This is a genomic window from Providencia sp. PROV255 (genome assembly GCF_028478065.1).
In the GTDB taxonomy this organism is placed as follows: domain Bacteria; phylum Pseudomonadota; class Gammaproteobacteria; order Enterobacterales; family Enterobacteriaceae; genus Providencia; species Providencia rettgeri.
Window position 1 is genome coordinate 466,922 of sequence record NZ_JAMPMI010000009.1, and the last position, 21,209, is coordinate 488,130.

16 protein-coding genes and 1 pseudogene are annotated in these 21,209 nt (G+C 39.7%); 10 read left to right on the forward strand and 7 right to left on the reverse strand.

The window, feature by feature from the left end:
- Positions 1-111 precede the first annotated feature (111 nt).
- Entirely contained in the window at positions 112-1,005 is an 894-nt protein-coding gene (locus PR725_RS11365) for a hypothetical protein (RefSeq protein ID WP_196719109.1), read from the reverse strand.
- 164 nt (positions 1,006-1,169) lie between these two features.
- Positions 1,170-2,096: a LysR family transcriptional regulator gene (locus PR725_RS11370; RefSeq protein WP_109912026.1), complete on the reverse strand. Its 927-nt coding sequence runs from the start codon at positions 2,094-2,096 to the stop codon at positions 1,170-1,172.
- A gap of 144 nt (positions 2,097-2,240) precedes the next feature.
- Between PR725_RS11370 and PR725_RS11375 the strand changes: the two genes are divergently transcribed.
- Together PR725_RS11375 and PR725_RS11380 are read left to right on the forward strand one after the other, a co-directional pair.
- A complete protein-coding gene (locus PR725_RS11375; RefSeq protein ID WP_109912025.1) occupies positions 2,241-4,016 on the forward strand; it encodes an adenine deaminase in 1,776 nt (591 codons plus the stop codon).
- Between the two features lie 32 nt (positions 4,017-4,048).
- Positions 4,049-5,392, forward strand: a complete 1,344-nt coding sequence (locus tag PR725_RS11380) for an NCS2 family permease (protein ID WP_109912024.1) — start codon at positions 4,049-4,051, stop codon at positions 5,390-5,392.
- Positions 5,393-5,449: 57 nt separating this feature from the next.
- On the opposite strand, the gene PR725_RS11385 is transcribed toward PR725_RS11380, so the two are convergent.
- From PR725_RS11385 to mdlC, 3 genes and pseudogenes are all read right to left on the reverse strand, one after another.
- Positions 5,450-5,920 (reverse strand): RidA family protein, encoded by a 471-nt coding sequence (locus tag PR725_RS11385; protein ID WP_231137032.1) that lies wholly within the window; start codon positions 5,918-5,920, stop codon positions 5,450-5,452.
- Between the two features lie 61 nt (positions 5,921-5,981).
- Positions 5,982-6,155: pseudogene (locus PR725_RS11390) on the reverse strand (aminoglycoside adenylyltransferase domain-containing protein); the annotation flags it as partial.
- A 48-nt stretch (positions 6,156-6,203) separates the two neighbouring features.
- Positions 6,204-7,832, reverse strand: a complete 1,629-nt coding sequence (gene mdlC, locus PR725_RS11395; protein ID WP_211889191.1) for a benzoylformate decarboxylase — start codon at positions 7,830-7,832, stop codon at positions 6,204-6,206.
- An 857-nt stretch (positions 7,833-8,689) separates the two neighbouring features.
- Between mdlC and gltS the strand changes: the two genes are divergently transcribed.
- From gltS to PR725_RS11420, 5 genes are all read left to right on the forward strand, one after another.
- Positions 8,690-9,895, forward strand: coding sequence for a sodium/glutamate symporter (gltS, locus tag PR725_RS11400; RefSeq protein WP_272569057.1), 1,206 nt, complete (start codon positions 8,690-8,692; stop codon positions 9,893-9,895).
- 211 nt (positions 9,896-10,106) lie between these two features.
- Positions 10,107-11,015, forward strand: coding sequence for a LysR family transcriptional regulator (locus PR725_RS11405; protein WP_004913826.1), 909 nt, complete (start codon positions 10,107-10,109; stop codon positions 11,013-11,015).
- A gap of 56 nt (positions 11,016-11,071) precedes the next feature.
- Complete coding sequence (locus PR725_RS11410) at positions 11,072-12,313, forward strand: D-amino acid dehydrogenase (RefSeq protein ID WP_272569060.1); 1,242 nt, start codon at positions 11,072-11,074, stop codon at positions 12,311-12,313.
- Positions 12,314-12,315: 2 nt separating this feature from the next.
- Positions 12,316-12,669, forward strand: coding sequence for a RidA family protein (locus PR725_RS11415; protein WP_004913831.1), 354 nt, complete (start codon positions 12,316-12,318; stop codon positions 12,667-12,669).
- A gap of 256 nt (positions 12,670-12,925) precedes the next feature.
- Complete coding sequence (locus PR725_RS11420; protein ID WP_272537874.1) at positions 12,926-14,587, forward strand: alpha-keto acid decarboxylase family protein; 1,662 nt, start codon at positions 12,926-12,928, stop codon at positions 14,585-14,587.
- A 69-nt stretch (positions 14,588-14,656) separates the two neighbouring features.
- On the opposite strand, the gene PR725_RS11425 is transcribed toward PR725_RS11420, so the two are convergent.
- Positions 14,657-15,667 (reverse strand): XdhC family protein, encoded by a 1,011-nt coding sequence (locus tag PR725_RS11425; protein WP_109912020.1) that lies wholly within the window; start codon positions 15,665-15,667, stop codon positions 14,657-14,659.
- Positions 15,668-15,676: 9 nt separating this feature from the next.
- A complete protein-coding gene (locus PR725_RS11430; RefSeq protein ID WP_004913840.1) occupies positions 15,677-16,240 on the reverse strand; it encodes a nucleotidyltransferase family protein in 564 nt (187 codons plus the stop codon).
- Between the two features lie 195 nt (positions 16,241-16,435).
- Here PR725_RS11430 and PR725_RS11435 point away from each other — a divergent pair, with 195 nt between their 5' ends.
- From PR725_RS11435 to PR725_RS11445, 3 genes are read left to right on the forward strand one after another with little or no spacing between them, the layout of a single operon-like run.
- Complete coding sequence (locus PR725_RS11435; RefSeq protein WP_109912019.1) at positions 16,436-19,231, forward strand: xanthine dehydrogenase family protein molybdopterin-binding subunit; 2,796 nt, start codon at positions 16,436-16,438, stop codon at positions 19,229-19,231.
- The gene (locus PR725_RS11440) at positions 19,228-19,779 is read left to right on the forward strand and encodes a (2Fe-2S)-binding protein (protein WP_109912018.1); all 552 of its coding nucleotides are present in this window, start codon (positions 19,228-19,230) and stop codon (positions 19,777-19,779) included. The genes PR725_RS11435 and PR725_RS11440 overlap by 4 nt, the downstream gene beginning before the upstream one ends.
- Entirely contained in the window at positions 19,776-21,011 is a 1,236-nt protein-coding gene (locus PR725_RS11445) for a c-type cytochrome (protein WP_109912017.1), read from the forward strand. The genes PR725_RS11440 and PR725_RS11445 overlap by 4 nt, the downstream gene beginning before the upstream one ends.
- Positions 21,012-21,209 lie beyond the last annotated feature (198 nt).

A 21,209-nucleotide genomic window follows, 5' to 3' on the forward strand; every position in this document is an offset into this window, starting at 1 on the left:
AAGATTACTCTGTATACTTAATAAGCATTTTCTTAATTAATTCCAAAAATTATTACTTGAAAATAATCTTCCTAAGTAAGTATATAAATAGTATATCCCTTTAAACCATTACTATTTTAACCAAATACCATGTTCTCTTACAACATTAATTTCTTGAATAAAATTATTATACTTTATATTTTCTGTAACAGAGTTTGATGAAGCGCTTCGAGCCTGCTCATGTACTAACTCAGTAATAGCATGGTGAAATTCTTGGTTTAATTCTTTATGGATATCAACATCATCAGTATTTTTTAATCGTGTAGCTAACTGAATTAATTTTTCGGCTTTTATCTGTACATCCGTATTATCAAAAGTAACAGTTGGAACTTCATATATAAATGCCATATTGATAGAATCTGCAGCTTCATGATTAGCAGGATCCGGTAATAATTTTTGCCCATATTCATTATCTAAATAGGCAATTAATTCATGTTTATCAAAGCATTTAGATTTAATATTTCCATCTAACTTATCATCATAGAGTGTGATTGAATCAGGAAAGCTTTCTCCTACTGGGTAGCTACACCTAAATATATTTGCATCAATAAGCGTTGCGTTAGAACTGCGGGCCGGTAGCTCAAGTTCGTGCCCATTAATTGTAATGGGATAGCTAGCAGGTTTAAACCTATCTTCTTTACCATCAACAGCATAAACTTCAGACAAGGTGTAGTAAACAAAATGATTTGGGTTAATAATCCCGCCAGAGTTATTTTCAAAAACAAAGAAATCCGTCACGTCACCTTCACCACTAACTAATTGGTGTGGTCCACTAGAAAGTAAAACAACGCCTTTATCATCCGGTAAAACATCATAACCTTTGCCATCTAGCTTAAACGTAATCGTGTTTGTACTTGGATTACTATAATAAAACTTACCCTTACCACTTAAAAGTTCCATATCGTCACAAGCGGAAAGTAATATAGTTACAGTTATAAAACAGCTATATTTTAGTATAGTATTCATAATGTTATTCCAAAAATCATTAACCCTGACTTATTAACTAAAAATTAGAGCTATTGTATGACGCTCTTTAAAATATTATTTTGGATATTAGAAACCATTATTCAGTTATTCGAATAAAATAACTTTACGATAAATGCGGTAGTTACCAATTTAATGGATATAACTTATGCGTTATTATCACGCAATACTTTTAACAATACCTGAAAAACCTCATCCATTAACGGCGTCGTTTGTTGGCTATTGCGAATTAAGGCTACTGTACGAGTTAACTCGGGTTGTTGTAATTGTAAAACTTTCAATTCTGGATCACGTAAATGTACAGTATAAAGCTGTGGTAAAATCGCAATCGCGAGTTTTGAGCGAACTAAGCCATATAGCGTTTCAATGTAATCCACTTGATAGCGAATCTTTAATTTTAAACGGTGACTTTCCACTGTCGCAGCGACCAAGCGTTGAATATTACCCTTCGAAAATACAGCCACATCACGGTTATTGAGTAGCTTCCATGGCATATGAAATCTATTATCCGCTACTGCGTCATCATTATGGATAACAGCCACAAAAGGGTCATCTTGTAGTGGAAAAATAGCTAAATTCTGAGGTACTGAACTATCTAACACCCCAATACCGAAATCAATTTCATGATTGATAAGTTTATTAATCAAAGCGTCATTCGTTTGGTCATAAAACTCAATATTAAGCCTCGGAAAATATTGATTTAATAGTTCAGGCACAGCAGGAAATAACAGAGAACTTACGGAAGGAACTAAGCCAATACGTAATGTTCCATCCCCTCCTTCCGCGATTATTTTTTGAATTTCACTAAATGCGCGATGAGAAACACTCAGTATTTGCTGTGCATGTGGCAAAATTGCAGCACCTAGCTCCGTTAATGTTACGGATGAAGCTGTGCGATTAATTAGCTTTCCTCCGATAACCGTCTCTATTTGCCGCAAAGCACTACTCAAAGCAGGTTGACTTACCGCTAGACGATTAGCGGTCTCGGTAAAATGACGAAGTTTCGCTAACGTCACAAAATACTGTAGCTGTTTGAGCGTGAGTGCAGGCAGCCTCTGCCAAGGTTCTATCATAATAATGTTCTTTTACTTTTATTGGATTAGCCAATATCTCGATTCATTATAACCATTTCTTATCACATGATAAATTTTATCATCTTGGCAAACGTTTGCGTTGCTCATAAAGTAACAATCATAAATTGTAGGAATGGTATCTTTATGTGCATAACAGAACAAAATAGGCGTCACGTCATTCAATCTGCTAAAGGCGAAAAGCCTTTTGACCTTTTACTCGCTAATGCCAATATTGTTGATATGGTAACCGGTGAAGTTCGCCTTGCAGATATCGGGATCACCGGCAACCTAATTGCTAGCGTTCATCCTACTGGAACCCGTACGGACGCAAATGAAACCCATGATTTATCAGGCTATTTCATTTCACCTGGCTTAATAGACACTCATGTCCATTTAGAAAGCTCACACTTACCCCCTGTACGTTATGCCGAAATAGTTCTAGCTCAAGGAACAACGGCTGTATTTTGGGATCCCCATGAGCTTGCCAATGTATTAGGCCTAGGAGGTGTACGTTATGCTATTGATTCTAGCCGAAATTTACCGCTAGATGTCATGGTTGCAGCCCCTTCGTCAGTGCCATCAACACCTGGCTTAGAAATGTCTGGAGCAGACTTTGCTGGGAATGAAATGTCAACCATGCTGAGTTGGCCGGAAGTTCGTGGCGTAGCCGAGGTCATGGATATGTTTGGTGTGCTCCATGGCAGTGACAGAATGGAAGAAATTCTAAATGCAGGAATTACATCAGGCAAGCTTATAGAAGGCCATGCAAGAGGTTTAAAAGGAGCTGATCTCCAAGCATATCTGGCTGCCGGCGTCACCTCTGATCACGAGTTAACCTCGGCTGAAGATGCCCTTGAAAAGCTACGTGCGGGCCTTACATTACAAATTCGTGGCTCACATCCTTACCTCCTTCCTGATATTGTTGCCACATTAAAATCCTTACCGCATTTGTCATCACAAATCACAGTATGCACGGATGACGTGCCTCCCGACATATTAATTGAAAAAGGTGGCATTATTGCGTTATTAAACCTGTTAATTGAGCATGGAATGCCAGCAACGGACGTACTACGCTTTGCTACATTTAATGCTGCAATACGCTTGCAACGCCATGACCTTGGCCTAATTGCTGCAGGGAGAAAAGCAAATTTAGTCATCTTCGATTCATTGGAAACGTTGAAAGCACAAGCCGTGTATGTATCAGGCCAAAAAATTGCAGAAAATAACCAACTTATCAATGCATTAAGTGCACATAATGATATTTTACCACCGCGAGACACCATGCAACTCTCGCCAATCACCCCAAATGATTGCACGTTAAAAATTGATGGAATCAATAATGGTAGTGCGCGTTTACGTCATATTCGTGGGGCACGTTTTACCCAATGGGGCGAAATTGACGTACAAATCAAAAATAGCGTGGTACAAGTGCCGAATAATTTCAGCCTTATTCGAGTTCAACACCGTCACGGCCGCCACGATGCTTTACCTCAGATAGCCTTACTTGAGGGTTGGGGGGAATTACGCGGAGCCATTGCGACTAGCTATTCACACGATTCACATAACCTCGTTGTCCTTGGTCGTGACCCTGATGATATGGCCATCGCCGCTAATTTATTAATCGAGAGTGGCGGAGGTATGGCGTTAGTACAAAATGGTCAGGTTTTAGCTCATGTCGCTATGCCAATTGCCGGTATGCTATCTGATTTACCCGCAACTGAGCTGGCTGCTCAATTTCGCCAATTGCGTGAATTAAGCAGTGAAATCGCTGATTGGGAGCCACCTTATCGAGTCTTTAAGGCTATTGAAGGAACCTGTCTTGCTTGCAATGCAGGCCCACATTTAACCGATTTAGGATTAACGGATGGAACAACACGTCAAATCGTTGACGCTGTCATCCATACTGCTAAGCACGCATAGAAAATTAATAATAATGATAGGAGAGCCAATTAATGGCTGACAATTCAATAAATACGCCAACATCAGGGAGTTGGCTAGAAAGGCGCTTTGCTTTACGTGAGCGCGGCAGTTCAGTAAAAACAGAGTGTTTAGCTGGGGTGACCGGCTTTTTAGCCGCAGCTTACTTGCTCGTGGTGATCCCCGGTTTACTTGCCGTTGGAGGGATGGATAAAGGAGCCGCAACCACCGGAACAATTATTGTCTTCGTCATTGCCAGTTTATTAATGGCATTCTATGCAAACTTACCTTTTATTGTTGGCCCTGGTATTGGAGGCTCAGTCCTTGTCGGTATTACACTTGCAGGCAGTGAAGGTATTGACTGGCAAATAGGGCTCGGCATTGCTTGTTGGTCAGGGATCTTATTTTTCCTATTAACTAAATTTGGTTTGCGTGAAGTTGTTACGCGCTCTGTCCCACAATCAATTAAACTCGGATTAACTGCATCAATTGGTCTTTTCGTTGCCGTATTAGGCTTTCGAAATGCAGGATTAGTACTCGCTAACCCAAAAACAAATGCATTAATGCTTGGTGATTTTCTTTCCCCCGGAGCATTAGTTGCACTTGCTGGCTTTTTCGTTGCAATTGCACTACAAGCTCGCAAAATACCGGGCGGAATTTTATGGGCTATTTTATTTGCAACCCTCTTAGGTATTCCTTTTGGTGTCACAAAATTACCTGAAAGCTTTATTGGTATTCCACATTCTGTGGCTCCTGTATTAGGGCATGTAGACTTAATTGGCGCATTAAATATCGCGTTTCTTCCTTTCTTATTTGTCTTTTTTGCTGCTGAATTTTTCTCAACCATGGGGACAACATTAGCGGTTGGCGGAGAAGCTGGTTTATTAGATAAAGAAGGTAATATGCCCAATATTAACCGTCCCTTTCTCGTTGACTCAATTGCTGCAGCACTAGGCCCATGGGTCGGTATTCCAGCCGCAACCGCACTTATTGAGTCCTCAGCGGCGGCAGAGGCTGGAGGTAAAACAGGTATGACAGCTCTTGCTGCAGCCTTTATGTTTTTATTAATGCTGCTATTTACACCAATCGCATTAATGATCCCAGCACAAGCCACGGCTCCTGCTCTGATTTTAATTGGACTAAATATGTTCAGTGGTTTACGAAAAGTAGACTTAGGCAATTTTACCGATGGCTTACCCGTATTAATGATGGTGATGATTACGCTAATCGCTAATAGCTTTGGTACGGGTATCGCCGGTGGGTTGTTATTCTATATCTTAATTAAAGCCGTTGCTGGCAAGTGGAGAGAAATTCCAATTAGCTTGTGGATACTTGCGGTACCTCTTGTTTATTATTTCTCAACACTAGTGAAACACTAAACCATTAGTGCCAGAAAAGCCGATTTTTCCACTGTCGGCTTTTCTATTCTAATTAATTTAGTTTAAAACTGCATGAGCTTCTATTTCTATTAACCATTCCGGCAAGGAAAGCCCAGAAACAATAACCCAAGATGAAGCAGGAGGATTGTTTGGAAACTTTTCTTTTAATGCTTTCGCAATATCCGCTTGTTCCTCATGGCTATTAAAGCCCTCTTTGATATAAATACGTAGCATAGCCACCTGAGATAAATCACCACCTACCTCATGCAATACATATTCAATATTGATTAATGATTGTACGGTTTGTTCGTAAATACCCCCAGCAACAGTTTCTTCCGCGGCATTTACTCCAACCTGACCCGATAAAAATAATTGTCGGGTTCCCGTTATTTCTATAGCTTGGCTAAAGCCATACTGCAAAGAATTAAAGATAGAAGCCGGGTTTATCGATTTTTTAGTCATTTTTATTTCATTATTAATAAAACAATAATGCAGTATAAGCCATTTGCTTTTTGATTCATTAAACATCAAGCAAACGTCATTTGATTGGTATTAAGAAAGCATCAAAAGACACATTGATTTAAGCTACCTAAGAATAAATACGAATACGCTCAGCTAAATAATTCGCGCATTGCGTGACACTCATCAACTGATTTTCCCAATCAACAGAATCCCCTGTTAAATAGGCGTTTTTTGCTACCACTAGGATCGAAGTCAGTTCCACTGGCATTAATTCAGCTGCCCAAATAGCGGCCTCACTCTTTGAAGTAAATAGCCCCTAATTAGGAGCCATTTAATCAACGATACATAGTTAAATCAGTGGAGGAATTGACGGTAAAATAGGCACTTCAATCACTGTCGGCCCATTACGCCTAAATGCCTCTTCACAGGCTTGCTTAATGTCTTCTATCGTTTTGGCTCTCACCGCAGCACAACCATATCCTTTTCCTAAAGCCACGATATCTAAATTTGGAATATCAAGCCCCGGAACCCCTGGTGTTTCCTCCAATACTGCAAATGATTTTAAAATGCCATATTCATTGTTTTTCGGAATGATAAACACAATAGGTAAGTTCTGCTGCGCAGCACTCCATAAGCCTTGAATTGAATACTGCATAGAGCCATCACCAATAATTGCCATCACTGGGCGATGGCGCCCGCTGTCCCTTTCGGCTAATGAAATTCCCACACTTGCTGGTAAATTCCAGCCTAATGAACCACTTGCAAAAGTATAGAATGAATCAGGAAATTCAATTGGCCATTCACGATGAAGTTCACCGAGGTTTGAAGGGGACTCTTCCACCAAGACGGTTTCTTTTGGTGAAACTTCCCTCAAGGTGCGAAATAATTGCGTTGCACTCAGTGTTGGGCTATTACTGCTTTGTTCAGCTGCAGCTGGGTACGGTGCCATTCCATGAGGTTGTTTTTCCACCGTTTTTGTCCCAGTACGAGGCGCAACCAAGTTAATTAACCCTTCTAGTGCGAGTACAGCATCACTTAACAAGCTATCTCCAATAGGAGCTCTAGCCACTTCGATTGGGTCATCTGTAATGTGTAGTAATTTCAGTCCTTCAGGGATATAACTGCCTGCAACATAAGGGTAATACCTAAATACAGGAGCTCCAATAACAATGGCTAAATCATGTCCTTCGAGTTTTTCAGATAACGGTTTTGTCGCAAAAGGTAACCCACCTGCATATAGAGGATGAGTTTCTGGGAATGGCGGCCGTTCAGATGCAGGCGCAGCCCACACTGGAGCATTTAATTTTTCAGCAAGTTTAATGCCGATATCCCAACCTTCCCCTCTTGCAATGGCGGAACCATAAATAAGTACAGGATTCTTCGCATTCGATAGTGCTGAAGCAAACTCTTGTAGTCGAGCTGGATCATAACCAATGCGCTGCGGTACAGAACGAACAACAGCTTCTTGTGCTAGTGCGGGCTTATCCCAATCATCCAGTGGGATAGATAAAAATACTGGCCCAGCAGGTGGTTGCAGAGCCATTGCATACGCTCGCATAAAAGCAGCGGGGACGTCTTCCGCACGCACTGGTTGATAGCTCCATTTTACCCAGGGTTTTGGCAACGTTTCAGGCTCAATGTTGGTTAGCCAAGGCTCAATCAATAACATTTCTCGTGTTTGATTTCCCGCCGTAATAATTAATGGTGTTCGGTTCATATAGGCAGTCAAAATATTACTCATGGCATTACTTAACCCTGCGGAAGTATGCACATTCACCATCGCAACTTTACGCATTCCCTGCGCGTAACCATCTGCGGCGGCAACAGCAGAGGCTTCCTGTAATGTTTGGATATAACGAAAATCACTCGGAAAATCTTTTAAAAATGTTTCTTCTGTCGAACCTGGATTGCCAAAAATGGTTGTAATACCCAATTTACGTAATAAATCATAGGTGACTTGACGGATCGTTTTTTGCATTTAAAACACTCCATAAATAATCTTCAAATTATCTAATAAATAAAAAATTTAGATTTGAAACACCCTGTTAAACTTACATGCCATCTCATTATTAAATAATCAAAATATAATCTAACCCATTGTAATTAGGTACTATAGCAAAAAATTAATTAACGATATATTCAGGTGAATTTTTCTTTTATATCTCTCAAAAAGAAAGGTAATGACAATATACTTATGAAAACAAGCTATTAAATAACATCCAAATTAGACAGTCTCAATAAGATGGTAAAAAAAACCAAATATAAACCTAAAACAAAATTATCAAATAGCGTTTAATGATTATATTTGTACTTATTATATTCAAAAGTAACCATCAACGATTTGCTATTGATAAAAGGTCGTATATTTAACGCTAACGGCAACGCCGTCCCCTGATCTCTGAAGATTGTCCTATCTATAGGCTAGACAATATTTTCACTCATTATCCAATAATGGATTATTTACCTCATTTTTCACTCTAATCTGTCCATTTTCTTTTATGTTGTACATCACACTTCTTATAATTACTTGGTAGCATAAGCCTTCAGTTACATGAGTTCCCAAAAAAAACAATTTTATCCTTACATGCCATCTTCAAAATGATCCCTTTCAACAGAAACCTGCTGTTCATGCTGTCTCTCGCTATTTTTAGCTAAGAAAATTTGCATATAAGACCTCGTTGTCACCCATTTAATACTCAGGCTAGGGTTAACTAAAAGTTATAGATACCCAAACAAAACTCATTGTTAAATAAAAGTTGCACAAAGTAACTTAATTTATCGCTAATGTTAAATAACAACAGTGAAAGTTCTGGTAAACTAACTTGAGGTAAAATAATGATCCTAGATGCCAGCTACACTTTATTAGTCGCTTGTTTGGCGCTGTTGATTGGTATGTTTGTTGTCAAATACACACCTTTTCTACAAAAAAACCATATCCCTGAAGCCGTTGTTGGCGGCTTTATTGTTGCTATCATTCTATTAATTGTTGATAAAACTGCAGGGTATTCATTTACTTTTGATGCTTCACTACAAAGCATTTTGATGATTACGTTCTTTTCATCAATTGGATTAAGCTCAGATTTTTCGCGTTTAATAAAAGGTGGTAAGCCACTTGTCTTATTAACGATAGCAGTGACTATATTAATTGCTATTCAAAATACCGTTGGTATGGGAATGGCTGTCATGCTTAATGAAAGTCCATTTATTGGTTTAATTGCGGGTTCAATCACACTTACGGGTGGCCACGGTAATGCAGGGGCTTGGGGACCAATATTAGCTGATAAATATGGTGTGACAGGTGCTGTTGAATTAGCTATGGCGTGTGCAACCTTAGGCTTAGTCCTCGGTGGGTTAATTGGTGGCCCTGTTGCTCGCCATTTATTGAAAAAAGTTGCGATCCCTAAAAGTACTGAACTCGAAAAAGAAACCATCGTTGAAGCTTTCGAACAACCGAGTGTTAAACGTAAAATTAATGCCAATAATGTTATTGAAAGCATCTCAATGCTAATTATCTGTATTGTTGTTGGTGGCTATATTAGCGAATATTTTAAAGATACCGTCATGCAATTGCCAACCTTTGTTTGGTGCTTATTTGTCGGTATTATTATTCGCAATGTCTTAACACATATATTTAAACATGAAGTTTTTGAACCAACCGTTGATGTATTAGGTAGCGTAGCCTTGTCATTATTCTTAGCAATGGCGCTAATGTCCTTAAAATTCGGTCAACTCGCTAGTATGGCAGGCCCTGTTCTGATTATTATTGCAGTACAAACGGTGGTTATGGTTTTATTTGCAACATTTGTTACCTTTAAAATGATGGGCAAAGATTATGACGCCGTTGTTATTAGTGCCGGGCACTGTGGATTTGGAATGGGTGCAACACCAACCGCTATCGCTAACATGCAGACCGTCACTAAAGCATTCAGCCCTTCCCATAAAGCCTTTTTAGTGGTGCCTATGGTGGGTGCATTTATTGTCGATATTTCAAATAGTATCTTAATTAAAATCTTTATCGAAATCGGCACGTATTTTACCTAGTACACAACCATAAAGGCTGGGCTATAACCCAAGTATATAGTCTGGCCTTCACTTTTTATCTCTATTTAATTTAAACCGCCTAATTTCCTTTCACCATTTTCAGCACAAAATGAATAGTTGTTCAGATTAATTGGTATTAATTCGGTAGAATATGCGAATTAATACCAATAGTCGGTTTCTGTGAGTAAAAGCAAATAATAGGTTTCTGAAAATGAAGTTAAGGCATCTCGATATTTTTTATGCGGTCATGACCTGTGGTTCTCTAACTCGCGCAGCTGAGGTTTTACATATCTCACAACCTGCTGCCAGCAAGGCCTTAAAACATGCAGAACAACAACTTGGCTTAGTATTATTCCAACGGATAAGAGGGAAGTTAATTCCTACAGCTGAGGCAAACCTGCTATTTGAAGAAGCGAAGGAAGTTTATCATAATTTAGATAAGCTCAGAATTTTAGCGCAAAACTTATCACGTGATCCGCAAGGCAAATTAGCCATTGGTTGCTTACCTAGCTTAGGGCTAAACTTAGTACCTGAAGTGACCGCTCAATTTATTAAAAAGCACCCCAATATCAAACTTACGATCGGTACACATCATACAACCGATATTCTGCAGTTATTAACCCAACAAGATCTCGATATTGGTATTGGCTTTAACCTTGAAATTGAAGGTGGTATTACGGTTTTACCTATTGCAGATATCCCATTAGTTTATGTGGATAGCAAATTACCATTGCACTCACCTGTTTCGCTCACTGATATCGACCAAGAGCGTTGGATCCACCCTGGTTCTGATTCTTTATCTCAGCTATTACAAAAACGTCATGAGTTTGCAGAATCGAATATTAGTGTGCATACCTATCATATGGCTGCAGAATTTGTTCAGGCAGGTTTAGGTTGCAGTATTACCGATATTTTTTCAGCCGAACATACATTGCCTGAATCAATGATTTACCCTTTACAGGAAGGTTTACACCTTGCCGTATCCGTTTTTCATCGCGCAGATAAACCATTAACCAAAGCTGCACAGAATTATGTTAATACCTTGGCATCCACACTTGAGAAAAGAAATAAAGTAGTTAACCAAAAGTTATACTCTAGTGATGAAAACTCAATTGTTTAGTTAGCTTATTCACCGTTAAATAATAACATCTTGGTTATTATGGGTTACGGATTATTATGACTAAACATGTAGTGGTTATTGGAGCTGGTGTGATTGGTTTAAGCACCGCCTATGCATTAATTAAAGCAGGCCAAACCGTAACATTAGTTGAATCAGATACAGATGTCGGTATGCACACCAGTTTTGCTAACGGTGGGCAACTCAGCTATCGCTATGTTTCTCCCCTTGCTGATGCAGGTGTTCCTTTACAAGGCCTACGTTGGATGGGGAAAAATGACTCCCCCTTAAATTTAAAAATAACGCCTTCATTACAACAGTGGTCTTGGCTAGCGCAATTTACATTAGCTTGTAACCGTAATACCAATAAAATTAATGGTACCCATCTTTTACGTTTATCACTCCTGAGCCAAGAAATAATGAATAAATGGCGTAACAATGGTGATATTGCCGATTTTGCTTGGGAAAAATCAGGGAAATTAATTATCCATCGTGATAATAAGAGTTTTCATAAAGCCAGTGAAACGGTTGATAAACAATTTCAAAAAGTATTAACACCCGCTAAAATTATTGAGCTAGAGCCTTCATTAAAAAATATACAGCCTCAACTAGTCGGGGCAATATATGCTCCTGATGATGAGAGTGCAGATTGCTATTTATTCTGCAAAAATCTACTGCAATATTTACTCATGCAACCGCAATTTAAGCTTTGTTTGCAACACAGTGTTGAATCTTTCATTACACAAGATAACAGCATTACAGGAATAGCCACTCACCAGGGAACTATCCAAGCTGATGATTTTATTGTTTGCACAGGTAATGGTAGCCGCGAGTTATTAAAACCACTGAATATTAATGTCCCTATTTTAGGGTTAAAGGGATATAGTCTAAGTGTCGAATACCCGCAAGCTGAGCATATTGTTCCGAAAATTAACGTGACTGATTACGGCAATAAAATTGTCTATGCCAAACTTAATGAGCAATTACGCATTGCTGCGATGGTTGATATTGGTTATGACAAGCATGGTTTACGTGAAAATAGAATACAAGCTCTTAAGAAGATTATTAAACATACCTTTCCTGAACTACCTAAAATTGACGATGCTGAAAGCTGGTGTGGGTTACGCCCTTCAACACCAAAAGGCCCACCAATATTAGGAAAAACAACCTATAAAAATTTATGGCTTAATGTTGGACATGGCAGTTTAGGGTTTACTCTTGCCGCAGGCAGCGCGGAAATATTGACTCAATTAATTACAGAACAAAAAACGCCAATTTCTTTAACTGGATTAACGAGGTAATCATGTCCATCAAACGTAACAACCCGAAACCACGCTTAGCTGACAGTGTTGAATATGCAGGGATAGTTTATTTATCAGGGCAAGTACCTAATGACCTAACAGGTGATATTACCCAGCAAACTGAAGATGTTTTAGCTAAAATTGATACGTTATTAGCAGCCAGCAACAGTAATAAAACACAAATTTTATCTGCTCAAGTTTGGATTAAAAATATGGCGAGAGATTTCTCGGCCTTTAATGCAGTATGGGAAAATTGGATGCCTGTAGAAAATAGCCCAGCCCGCGCAGCAGTTGAAGCAAATATGGCTCGAGAGCAAGTCCTTGTTGAAATTATGGTGATTGCGGCTCAGCGTTGATCTCTGTTTAGTGATATTTTAAATATAAAAAAGCAGTGAGGCTGACTGCTTTTTATTACTCTACCAATTTAATCTTCTATTTGATTTTATAATATCCGATTAAATAATGAATTTAATCAATTTCGTTAGACTTATTATAAAATAAAGACTTTCATTTTCACCCTCCTTAACTATTATCAAATCAATTTCAATAAAAATAAATAGCTAATAAAAAATTATAAATGAAGAAAAAATAATTATTAACTGGAGAGACTAAATGAAAGAAACCGTGATTGAATATATTTTATCGAAGTTATATGACTTAGGCATTGAAGATATTTTTGGTGTTCCTGGTGATTATTCATTTCCTATTAATGACGCTGTTTGTGTTAGTTCTCGACAGCGTTGGATTGGTAATTGTAACGAACTAAATGCAGCCTATGCCGCTGATGGCTATGCTCGAATAAAAGGTGCCGCTGCATTATCAACCACATTTGGCGTTGGCGAATTAAGCGCACTCAACGCAATAGCGGGTTCCTATGCAGAAAGGTTACCGATATTTCATCTTGTCGGAATGCCACCAAGCCAATCAAAGAAAAAACGTCTAATTAACCATCATTCTTTAGGTGATGGTGATTATGATGTTTTCTATAAAATGAGCCAGCATATTGTCTGCGCCCATGCCATTATAACCCCAGAAAATTGTATTGAAGAAACAGAGCGATTAATCACTTGTGCCTTACACGAGCGTCGCCCAGTTTATTTTGGATTACCTGCTGATTATGCTGTAAAAACTGTAGTTAAGTCACCTCATAATATGGTTCCATTAATACCAAAAACCAATCCAGAAATACTAAAAAACATTATCCATCTCATCTTAAATAAATTAATAAATAGCCAGCAACCCTGTTTATTAGCAGGGTCAATATCTCTACGTTTAGGATTACAAAAAAGCTTACAAACTATTATCGAAAAAACCAATATTCCCTATACAACCTTTTATATGGATAAGAGTGTTTTAGATGAAACTAATACACAATATATTGGAATGTATGCGGGGGAGTTCATCAATCCACAAGTGACTTCATTTGTAGAAAACTGTGATTGTGTTTTAAATATCGGCACTATAATGTCAGATTTTAATACTGCTTGTTACACCTCTAATATTGAAGAGGGAAACATAATACACATTATGGATAATTACGTTGTGATTAGTGGCCAACGCTACGATGAGATTTATATGAAGGATGTCATCTCATCGTTAAAAGATAAATTGATATCAACTTCTAATTATTATTTTTATCATAATAATTACCCTAAAGCACAATCACTTGGTACACCAATAAGTTCAAAAACACAAGAAATAACGGAAACATTCTTATACCCTCGTTTAGAAAAAATGCTCAAGCCTAACGATATTATATTTGGTGATACAGGAACATTTACCATGGGCTTATCATTTGCACTTTTACCTAAGGGGGCATCATTTCATTCTCAATCTTTATGGGGATCAATTGGCTGGGCCACTCCTGCTGCATTAGGAGCAGCTTTAGCATCTCCCTCCAGCCGTCTTATTTTAATAACTGGTGAAGGTGCTCACCAATTAACAATACAAGAAATTAGTCAATTTTCACGATTTGGGCTTAAGCCTATTATTTTTGTTCTAAATAACGACGGCTACCTTATCGAACGACTATTTTGTAAAGAACCTGAATATTATTATAACGATGTTACTCAATGGAATTATGCACAACTGCCTTCGGCATTTGGGTGCGATGATTGGTATTGCCAAAAAGTAGCAACCTGCGATGAACTCAATGATGCCTTACAACATATTGAAACTCTCGATAGCGCAGCTTACATTGAAATAATGACAGACAGGTATGACGCATCAAAGTATTTAGTAAAAATGGGAGAAGCTATTACTTCTACATACTAACTATATTGTTTGTAGCTAGCTCCGCCATCTAAAATGGCGTGAGCTATTAGAAATAAAATTACATTGTATTTAATTTATACTCACTAACTTTTTCGTTTTACATGTGATCTCTGATGAGATCACGCCATTTTTATAAGCAACAATGTCGGCCATTATCGCTAAAGCAATTTCTGGCGGTGTTTTACTACCAATTGGAATACCAATCGGAGCATGAATGCGTTCTATTTCCTCTTCCGTCATCCCACCGGATGCTATAAGCCGTTCACGACGGCGAGCACTAGTTCTTACTGACCCCATTGCACCAATGTAAAAAGCATCTGTATTAACCGACTCCATCAGTGTTAAATCATCAATACGGGGATCATGGGTTAAGGAAACAATGGCAGTATTTGGAGAGCAACCCTGTTCTTCTAAATAGCGGGCGGGAAATAAAGAAATAACCTCAACTTGAGATGGAATTTGTGGTGCAAACCGCGCTATTTCTTCTTCTCGGTGATCGCAAATAATGACCTCAAAACCCAATGTTAACGCAAAATTAGCGCAATAAGCCCCCACAGTGGAAATACCTGCAATGATTAGGCGAGGAGGAGCCGCAATGTATAACTGAATTTTATCGCCATCACGTTCTATCTGTGTTGGTTGTTCTGACTTATTAGCTATATGAATTTCACCACTCTGCGGCAATAGAACTTTTTTGATAATGGCAGAATAACCTAATAACGCATTTTGGATCTCAACGAGATAATTAAGTGATTTTTCATTATTTGGTAGATATTCAATCAAAACATCTAAACTACCATCACACGGTAAATTAACTTTAGTCTCAATCCCGCCTCTTCCATAGCGAACAACTTGGCTACTACTCACATAATTATTATTTTTTATGCGCTGAATAAAATCCTCTTCAATACATCCACCAGAAAGTGAACCTATATATTGACCGTCCTGTTTTGCAACCAACAAAGAACCCGGGCTTCTCGGCGAAGAACCATAGGTATTTAATACGGTACATAACCAAATTGGTTGCTCTTTTATCCAAGCAACGGCTTGAGAGATAACAAAAACATCTTCACGCAACATATTCATCCCTTATTCGTTATCAACACTTGGATAATCAATATCTTTCACAACATTTTCATCATTTATGTCCAGTTTATAGACAAAATTATCCTGTAATATTGATTTTGCCCCTTCATCGCCGGACAATTTAATTAAATCTGAATAATATTTTGCAGATATTCCCACTGGATGCCCCGGTAAACTATTATATACTGGCCGTACTAACGTATGTTGTTTTAATTCATTTGCTATACGTATAAATAATCTACTATTGATGTATGGCATATCTGCTAAATGAATTATCCACCCATCTAAATTTGAAGTATTTTTAACACCAAATGCGATTGAATCACCTAACCCAGTACTATTTATCAATGAGTATGGAATATTAAATTGTAAACAATTATTAATGACGCCTTCATTCTCAGGCCGAGTTACTACATGAATAGGAATTCCGCTATCTATTGAATTAAAAAGTGTTTTTTCAAATACCGTGCTTTTCCCTAGCCCAAAATTTAATTTACTGCCTTTACCTCCAGCGTTTTGAAAACGCTCACTTTTTCCTGCTGCCAATATCAAAATACAAATATTCATGGTTTTTATTCTAAATCGATATACTGATTGCGTATCTCATAAATAAAGTATATTCAGTAAGATCACAAGAACTACCTATCATTAATTTGAAAATTATTAAGAGAAGTATAATATTAACGTGATACAAATAATTTTTTCGATATGACTATAAAAATAAAAATACCGATGTAATAAAAATAAGTGTAAGGGTGTATTATGAGCAAAAGCAATGTCGAACTCTCCCGCAGACACTTTCTAAAATGTGCCGTTATAGCGGGAATATCTGTTTATTTAGCCCCTTTGTATAGCCGTGCTTTTGATGTGCTATTCGAAGAAAAAATCCTTCAATCTCCTGACTGGAATCCAGTCGATAAACAAATCAAATTTCGTATTGATGGGTTTGCCAAAGTCCAAGGGGAGAAAGTCTTTGCCAGAGACATTCGCGCACGCGATATTCCTCACTGGCCAAAACAGCAAGGTCATGCATTTTTACTACGCGTAACTCAAGCCGATAAAATTTACCAAGGCTTTAATCTTGATCTGCTGAAAGATGGCCTCATGCCTGACCGCATCGTAACCGCGAGCGACTTAGAAAAAGATGGTGTCGCTTTCCCTGAATTTTATGGCGATGATTTATTGCTTCCGGAAGGGAAAACCCCCGCTTACCTTGGCCAAGCCGTTGCATTATTGATTTACCATGATTTTGCTAAATTCCGCTTTGCCAAAGAAACCCTAAAATTCCGTGACGATGTTATCCAATACGGTGCATTTACCGGCCCACTGGAACGGGACCCATGGGGAAGCTACCGTGGCGTGCGAATTGGCAGTGAAAATCCTTATGATCCTGATATTTACTCAAGCCTAAAAGATATGCCAATCTCCCCTATTGGCATGAAAAAACACTTGCCCGTTTGGCCAGAAGGCCGTGAAGGTGGGAAATTAGATCAACAAGGCATGCTATATGCTGATGAACTCGCCAAACAGTTGGAAAATCCGCCAGAAGACTGGCTCGTAATCAAACGAAAATACTTTTCTCAATCGATTGATACTGCTGCCTTAGAGCCTGATAACGCTAACGGTTGGTACGACGTCAAAACACAGTCATTCCATCTGGTTATTCCTACGCAGTCCCCTCAGGAAGTGGCGGAATCATTACCCGAGATGCTGGCAAAATCGCATTTCCCAATTAAACAAATTTTCCTACACCCTTGTTTCACAGTTGGTTATGGTTCTAAAGACCATACCCCATTCCCGTATTATGGTGCGATGGCAACGTTATATGGTGACGGAGTTCCTATTCGTCTGGCTAATGACCGCTATGAACAATTTCAATCCACCATCAAACGCCATGCTTTTGATATGGATTACACCTTAGCGGTGAATAAGAAAACACAGAAAATCGAAGCCCTTTCAGCGTCTTTTATTGGTGATGGCGGTGGCCGCTGTAATTTTACACCTTCCGTTGTCATGGTTGGCGCAACAGGCGCCCAAGCTATCTATTACATTCCGCGTAGTGATTTATCTGCGGTCGGTATTGCATCACGAGCCGTGGATGCGGGTTCAGCCCGCGGTTATGGCACCTTACAAGCCATGGCAGCAACCGATATGTTGATGGAAGAAGCTGCAAAACTACTCAAAGCCGACCCCATTGAGTTCCGTCTTAAAAATATCATCAAGTCTGGGATGAAAAATACCCAAGGGGCAATCCCTGGCGGTGCAATTCGTGCCGATGAAGTGTTAACCCGCTGCGCTGCCCATCCAATGTGGACTGACAGAACCAAGCGTAAAGCTGATTTTGAAGCAAAAAATAGCGGTAAACTATTCGGTACTGGGATTTCTTGTGTGCAAAAAGACTTCGGGACAGGTGCGGAATCCTCCTTTGCTCGTGTAGAACTTACCCCTGAGGGTAAAATTGCTATTTACCATAGTGGTGCAGAAATTGGTACGGGCATGTCCACGTCCCAATCGGTGGTTTGCGCTAAATGGTTAGGAAAACCTGCGGAACAAGCTCATTTTTCGGTTGTAGATTGGTCAATTTTACCTATGGTGTCGACAGGTAACCCGTTTGCCATGTCACAAGATGAACAAAACCACCTCGCGCAAAACCCATTATGGACACCGAATTACTGCTCACCGGCAAGCGCCAGTAATTCAGCCTATTATTTCACTCATAGTACAGACGCAGCCGCACGCATTATATTTGAGCATGGGTTATGGCCCGCTGCCATGTCAATTTGGCAAGAAGGCATTGGTGGCGGACAAGCTGCCCCTCTAGTTGTTCGCCGTGAAGATGCACGTTGGGTTGCTGAAGGCTTAACGGCTGATGGGCTTGAGGTGCTTAGCTTACAGCGCTTAATTGAACGCACTTTTGCAATGGGCGGGGTAACTGGCGCAGTGTGCCACGTATTTAACCGCTGGCAATGGGCTGAAGCCGATTTCCCTATTCAGGGTGAAACTCGCCGTTTACCGATTGATGGGCTATCACTACGATTTGCCGATAAAGAATACCAAGTTTGCCACCGTGAAAAAGCCTATTACCCTGATACACAAAGAAATAATGCAGGAGTCACTTACTACAGTGCAGTCGCTACCGTGAGTGAGCTATCCATTGATAAGGCAACTGGACAAGTCGAATTGCTGAATCACCATAGCGTAGTGGAGTGCGGTAACCTTATCGTGCCGCAACTGGTTTCAGGGCAAATTCAAGGTGGTTTAGCAATGGGGATCGGCCATGCCCTCCATGAATATTTACCTCTCTACGAAGATGGTCCCGGTAATGGGACGTGGAACTTCAACCGTTATCATCTCCCTCTAGCCAGCGACGTTGCCGTTTGGCAGCAAACCAATGAAGTCCTACCAGGACTTTCGGATACAGACCCGCCAAAAGGCGTTGCTGAGGTTGTTATGATCCCGGTGGTTTCATCCATCGTCAATGCCATTGCAGATGCAACTGGTCATCATTTCTTGCATTTGCCTGTACGCGCAAAAGACATTTTAGAGGTAATATCATGAGCCTAAATTTCCTTCCCCTCACTTTAACCATTAATGGCCAACAGTATGGACCAATGGACGTGCCTGAAGGCCTCATGATGATCGACTTCCTTCATGAATATGTTGACCTAACGGGTTCTCGTCTAGGCTGTGGCCAAGGGATCTGCCATGCTTGCGTCGTTATCTTAGATAACCCATCCGGCACCAGCGAAGAGATCCGCACCTGTATTACTGGCGCGCATTTTTTCAATAATAAAAGCATTCGAACTATCGAAGGGGCTGCCACCAAAGAAGAAAACGGGGAAGTAAAATTATCCCCAGTTCAGCAAGCTTTTGTTGAACATTTTAGTTTTCAGTGTGGCTACTGTACCCCAGGGTTTGTGAATGCGGCTACCGTGTTTATTGAAGAACTTCAGCGAAACCCCATTGCAGAAGCGGACTTAGAAGATGCTATCAAGCAAGCCCTAAATAACCATATTTGCCGCTGCACAGGCTATGTACGCTATTATGAAGCGGTACGTGACGTTGTTCTGGCGACTCCTGGTCTTATCAAGGAGGCAATAAAATGATCAAACGAATTATTTTATGGTTGATAGCCATCGCTATCATCGTTTGGGCGGTGCTGTATTGGTATGAAAGCCGTACCTTAGATGGTCCGGTACAAAAAGTGACAGCGACGCCACAGGAAATTGAGCGAGGCCGTTATCTCACCCTTGCCGGTGACTGCGCTGCGTGCCACACCAGTGCTGATGGCGCGCCATTAGCCGGTGGTTTTCCACTCGATACCCCATTTGGTACTATCTACAGCAGTAACTTAACCCCTTCAGCCGACTTTGGTATCGGTCGCTGGACAAAAGATGATTTTTATAAAGCACTGACCCAAGGTATCTCTCCACCGAGTAAAAATCTTTACCCGGCAATGCCTTATACGTCTTACAAAGGGATCACTCGTGAAGATTCTGACGCTATTTACAGTTATTTGATGAGCCAACCAGCGGTTGATGTCGCGCCACCTGAAAATTCATTGCCATTCCCACTAAACCAACGTATGGCCATGATTGGCTGGAATTTATTGTTTTTTAATGATAAACCACTCCCAAATAGCTCACAAGGTAGCTCCCCTGAATGGTTACGTGGTCGGTATTTAGTTAACGTATTAGAGCATTGTGCTGAATGCCATACGTCAAGAGGAAAACTGGGTGAAATGGATTTAGATAACTTTATGCAAGGCGGTGCGTTAGGTCGTTTTGTGGCGCCGGATATTACCCCAAAAGCGCTTGCAGAGCGAGGATGGACAAAAGAAGATTTACAGCAGTTTTTCATGACTGGGCTCGCTCCGCAAGGTTCCGCCTACAGTGATATGCACCCTGTAATTTATCTGAGTTCACAACATTTAACCCCAGAGGATAATAGCGCTATAGCCACCTATTTAATGGGCGATAACCCACCAGCAACTTCGCCATTAAGAATGGGGGAAGGTAACGCTCAAGGACGCCAAATTTATTTAGAAACCTGCTCAGGTTGCCACTCCTATGATGGCAGTGGTAAACCGAATGTGGCGGTGGCAATGAAAGGAAATTCGACATTGCGTGATGCGGATAGCACTAACCTAATTAATGCGATTTTAGATGGTTTGCCTGAACAACCATTCCCTAATAACCAAAACATGCAAAGTATGCCCGGGTTTGCCAATAAGCTAAATGACCAACAAATTAGCGACTTAGTGAACTTCCTTCGCGTTCAATGGGGAGGACAACCTGCGGATGTCACCCCAGAGCAGATTAAATCTTTGCGTCAATAATGACGAAAAATGAACTATCTGGCTTGTTAATATTTAACGAGCCAGCTAATTCTCTAATTAATGTCCATATAATAATATGCTTTATATAATAAAATACATATTGATTTAATTATTCATTAATAAGAACTACTATCATTTAAATAAATTACATTTGAATAAAACTCAGTTATTTTATTCAATACTGTCATATTAAGATGA

What these genes read in the sequence shown, in the direction of transcription:
- PR725_RS11365 (WP_196719109.1), bottom strand. Translation starts at nt 1,005, where the DNA reads ATGAATACTATACTAAAATATAGCTGTTTTATAACTGTAACTATATTA.
- PR725_RS11370 (WP_109912026.1), bottom strand. Translation starts at nt 2,096, where the DNA reads ATGATAGAACCTTGGCAGAGGCTGCCTGCACTCACGCTCAAACAGCTA.
- PR725_RS11375 (WP_109912025.1), top strand. Translation starts at nt 2,241, where the DNA reads ATGTGCATAACAGAACAAAATAGGCGTCACGTCATTCAATCTGCTAAA.
- PR725_RS11380 (WP_109912024.1), top strand. Translation starts at nt 4,049, where the DNA reads ATGGCTGACAATTCAATAAATACGCCAACATCAGGGAGTTGGCTAGAA.
- PR725_RS11385 (WP_231137032.1), bottom strand. Translation starts at nt 5,920, where the DNA reads ATGTTTAATGAATCAAAAAGCAAATGGCTTATACTGCATTATTGTTTT.
- mdlC (WP_211889191.1), bottom strand. Translation starts at nt 7,832, where the DNA reads ATGCAAAAAACGATCCGTCAAGTCACCTATGATTTATTACGTAAATTG.
- gltS (WP_272569057.1), top strand. Translation starts at nt 8,690, where the DNA reads ATGATCCTAGATGCCAGCTACACTTTATTAGTCGCTTGTTTGGCGCTG.
- PR725_RS11405 (WP_004913826.1), top strand. Translation starts at nt 10,107, where the DNA reads ATGAAGTTAAGGCATCTCGATATTTTTTATGCGGTCATGACCTGTGGT.
- PR725_RS11410 (WP_272569060.1), top strand. Translation starts at nt 11,072, where the DNA reads ATGACTAAACATGTAGTGGTTATTGGAGCTGGTGTGATTGGTTTAAGC.
- PR725_RS11415 (WP_004913831.1), top strand. Translation starts at nt 12,316, where the DNA reads ATGTCCATCAAACGTAACAACCCGAAACCACGCTTAGCTGACAGTGTT.
- PR725_RS11420 (WP_272537874.1), top strand. Translation starts at nt 12,926, where the DNA reads ATGAAAGAAACCGTGATTGAATATATTTTATCGAAGTTATATGACTTA.
- PR725_RS11425 (WP_109912020.1), bottom strand. Translation starts at nt 15,667, where the DNA reads ATGTTGCGTGAAGATGTTTTTGTTATCTCTCAAGCCGTTGCTTGGATA.
- PR725_RS11430 (WP_004913840.1), bottom strand. Translation starts at nt 16,240, where the DNA reads ATGAATATTTGTATTTTGATATTGGCAGCAGGAAAAAGTGAGCGTTTT.
- PR725_RS11435 (WP_109912019.1), top strand. Translation starts at nt 16,436, where the DNA reads ATGAGCAAAAGCAATGTCGAACTCTCCCGCAGACACTTTCTAAAATGT.
- PR725_RS11440 (WP_109912018.1), top strand. Translation starts at nt 19,228, where the DNA reads ATGAGCCTAAATTTCCTTCCCCTCACTTTAACCATTAATGGCCAACAG.
- PR725_RS11445 (WP_109912017.1), top strand. Translation starts at nt 19,776, where the DNA reads ATGATCAAACGAATTATTTTATGGTTGATAGCCATCGCTATCATCGTT.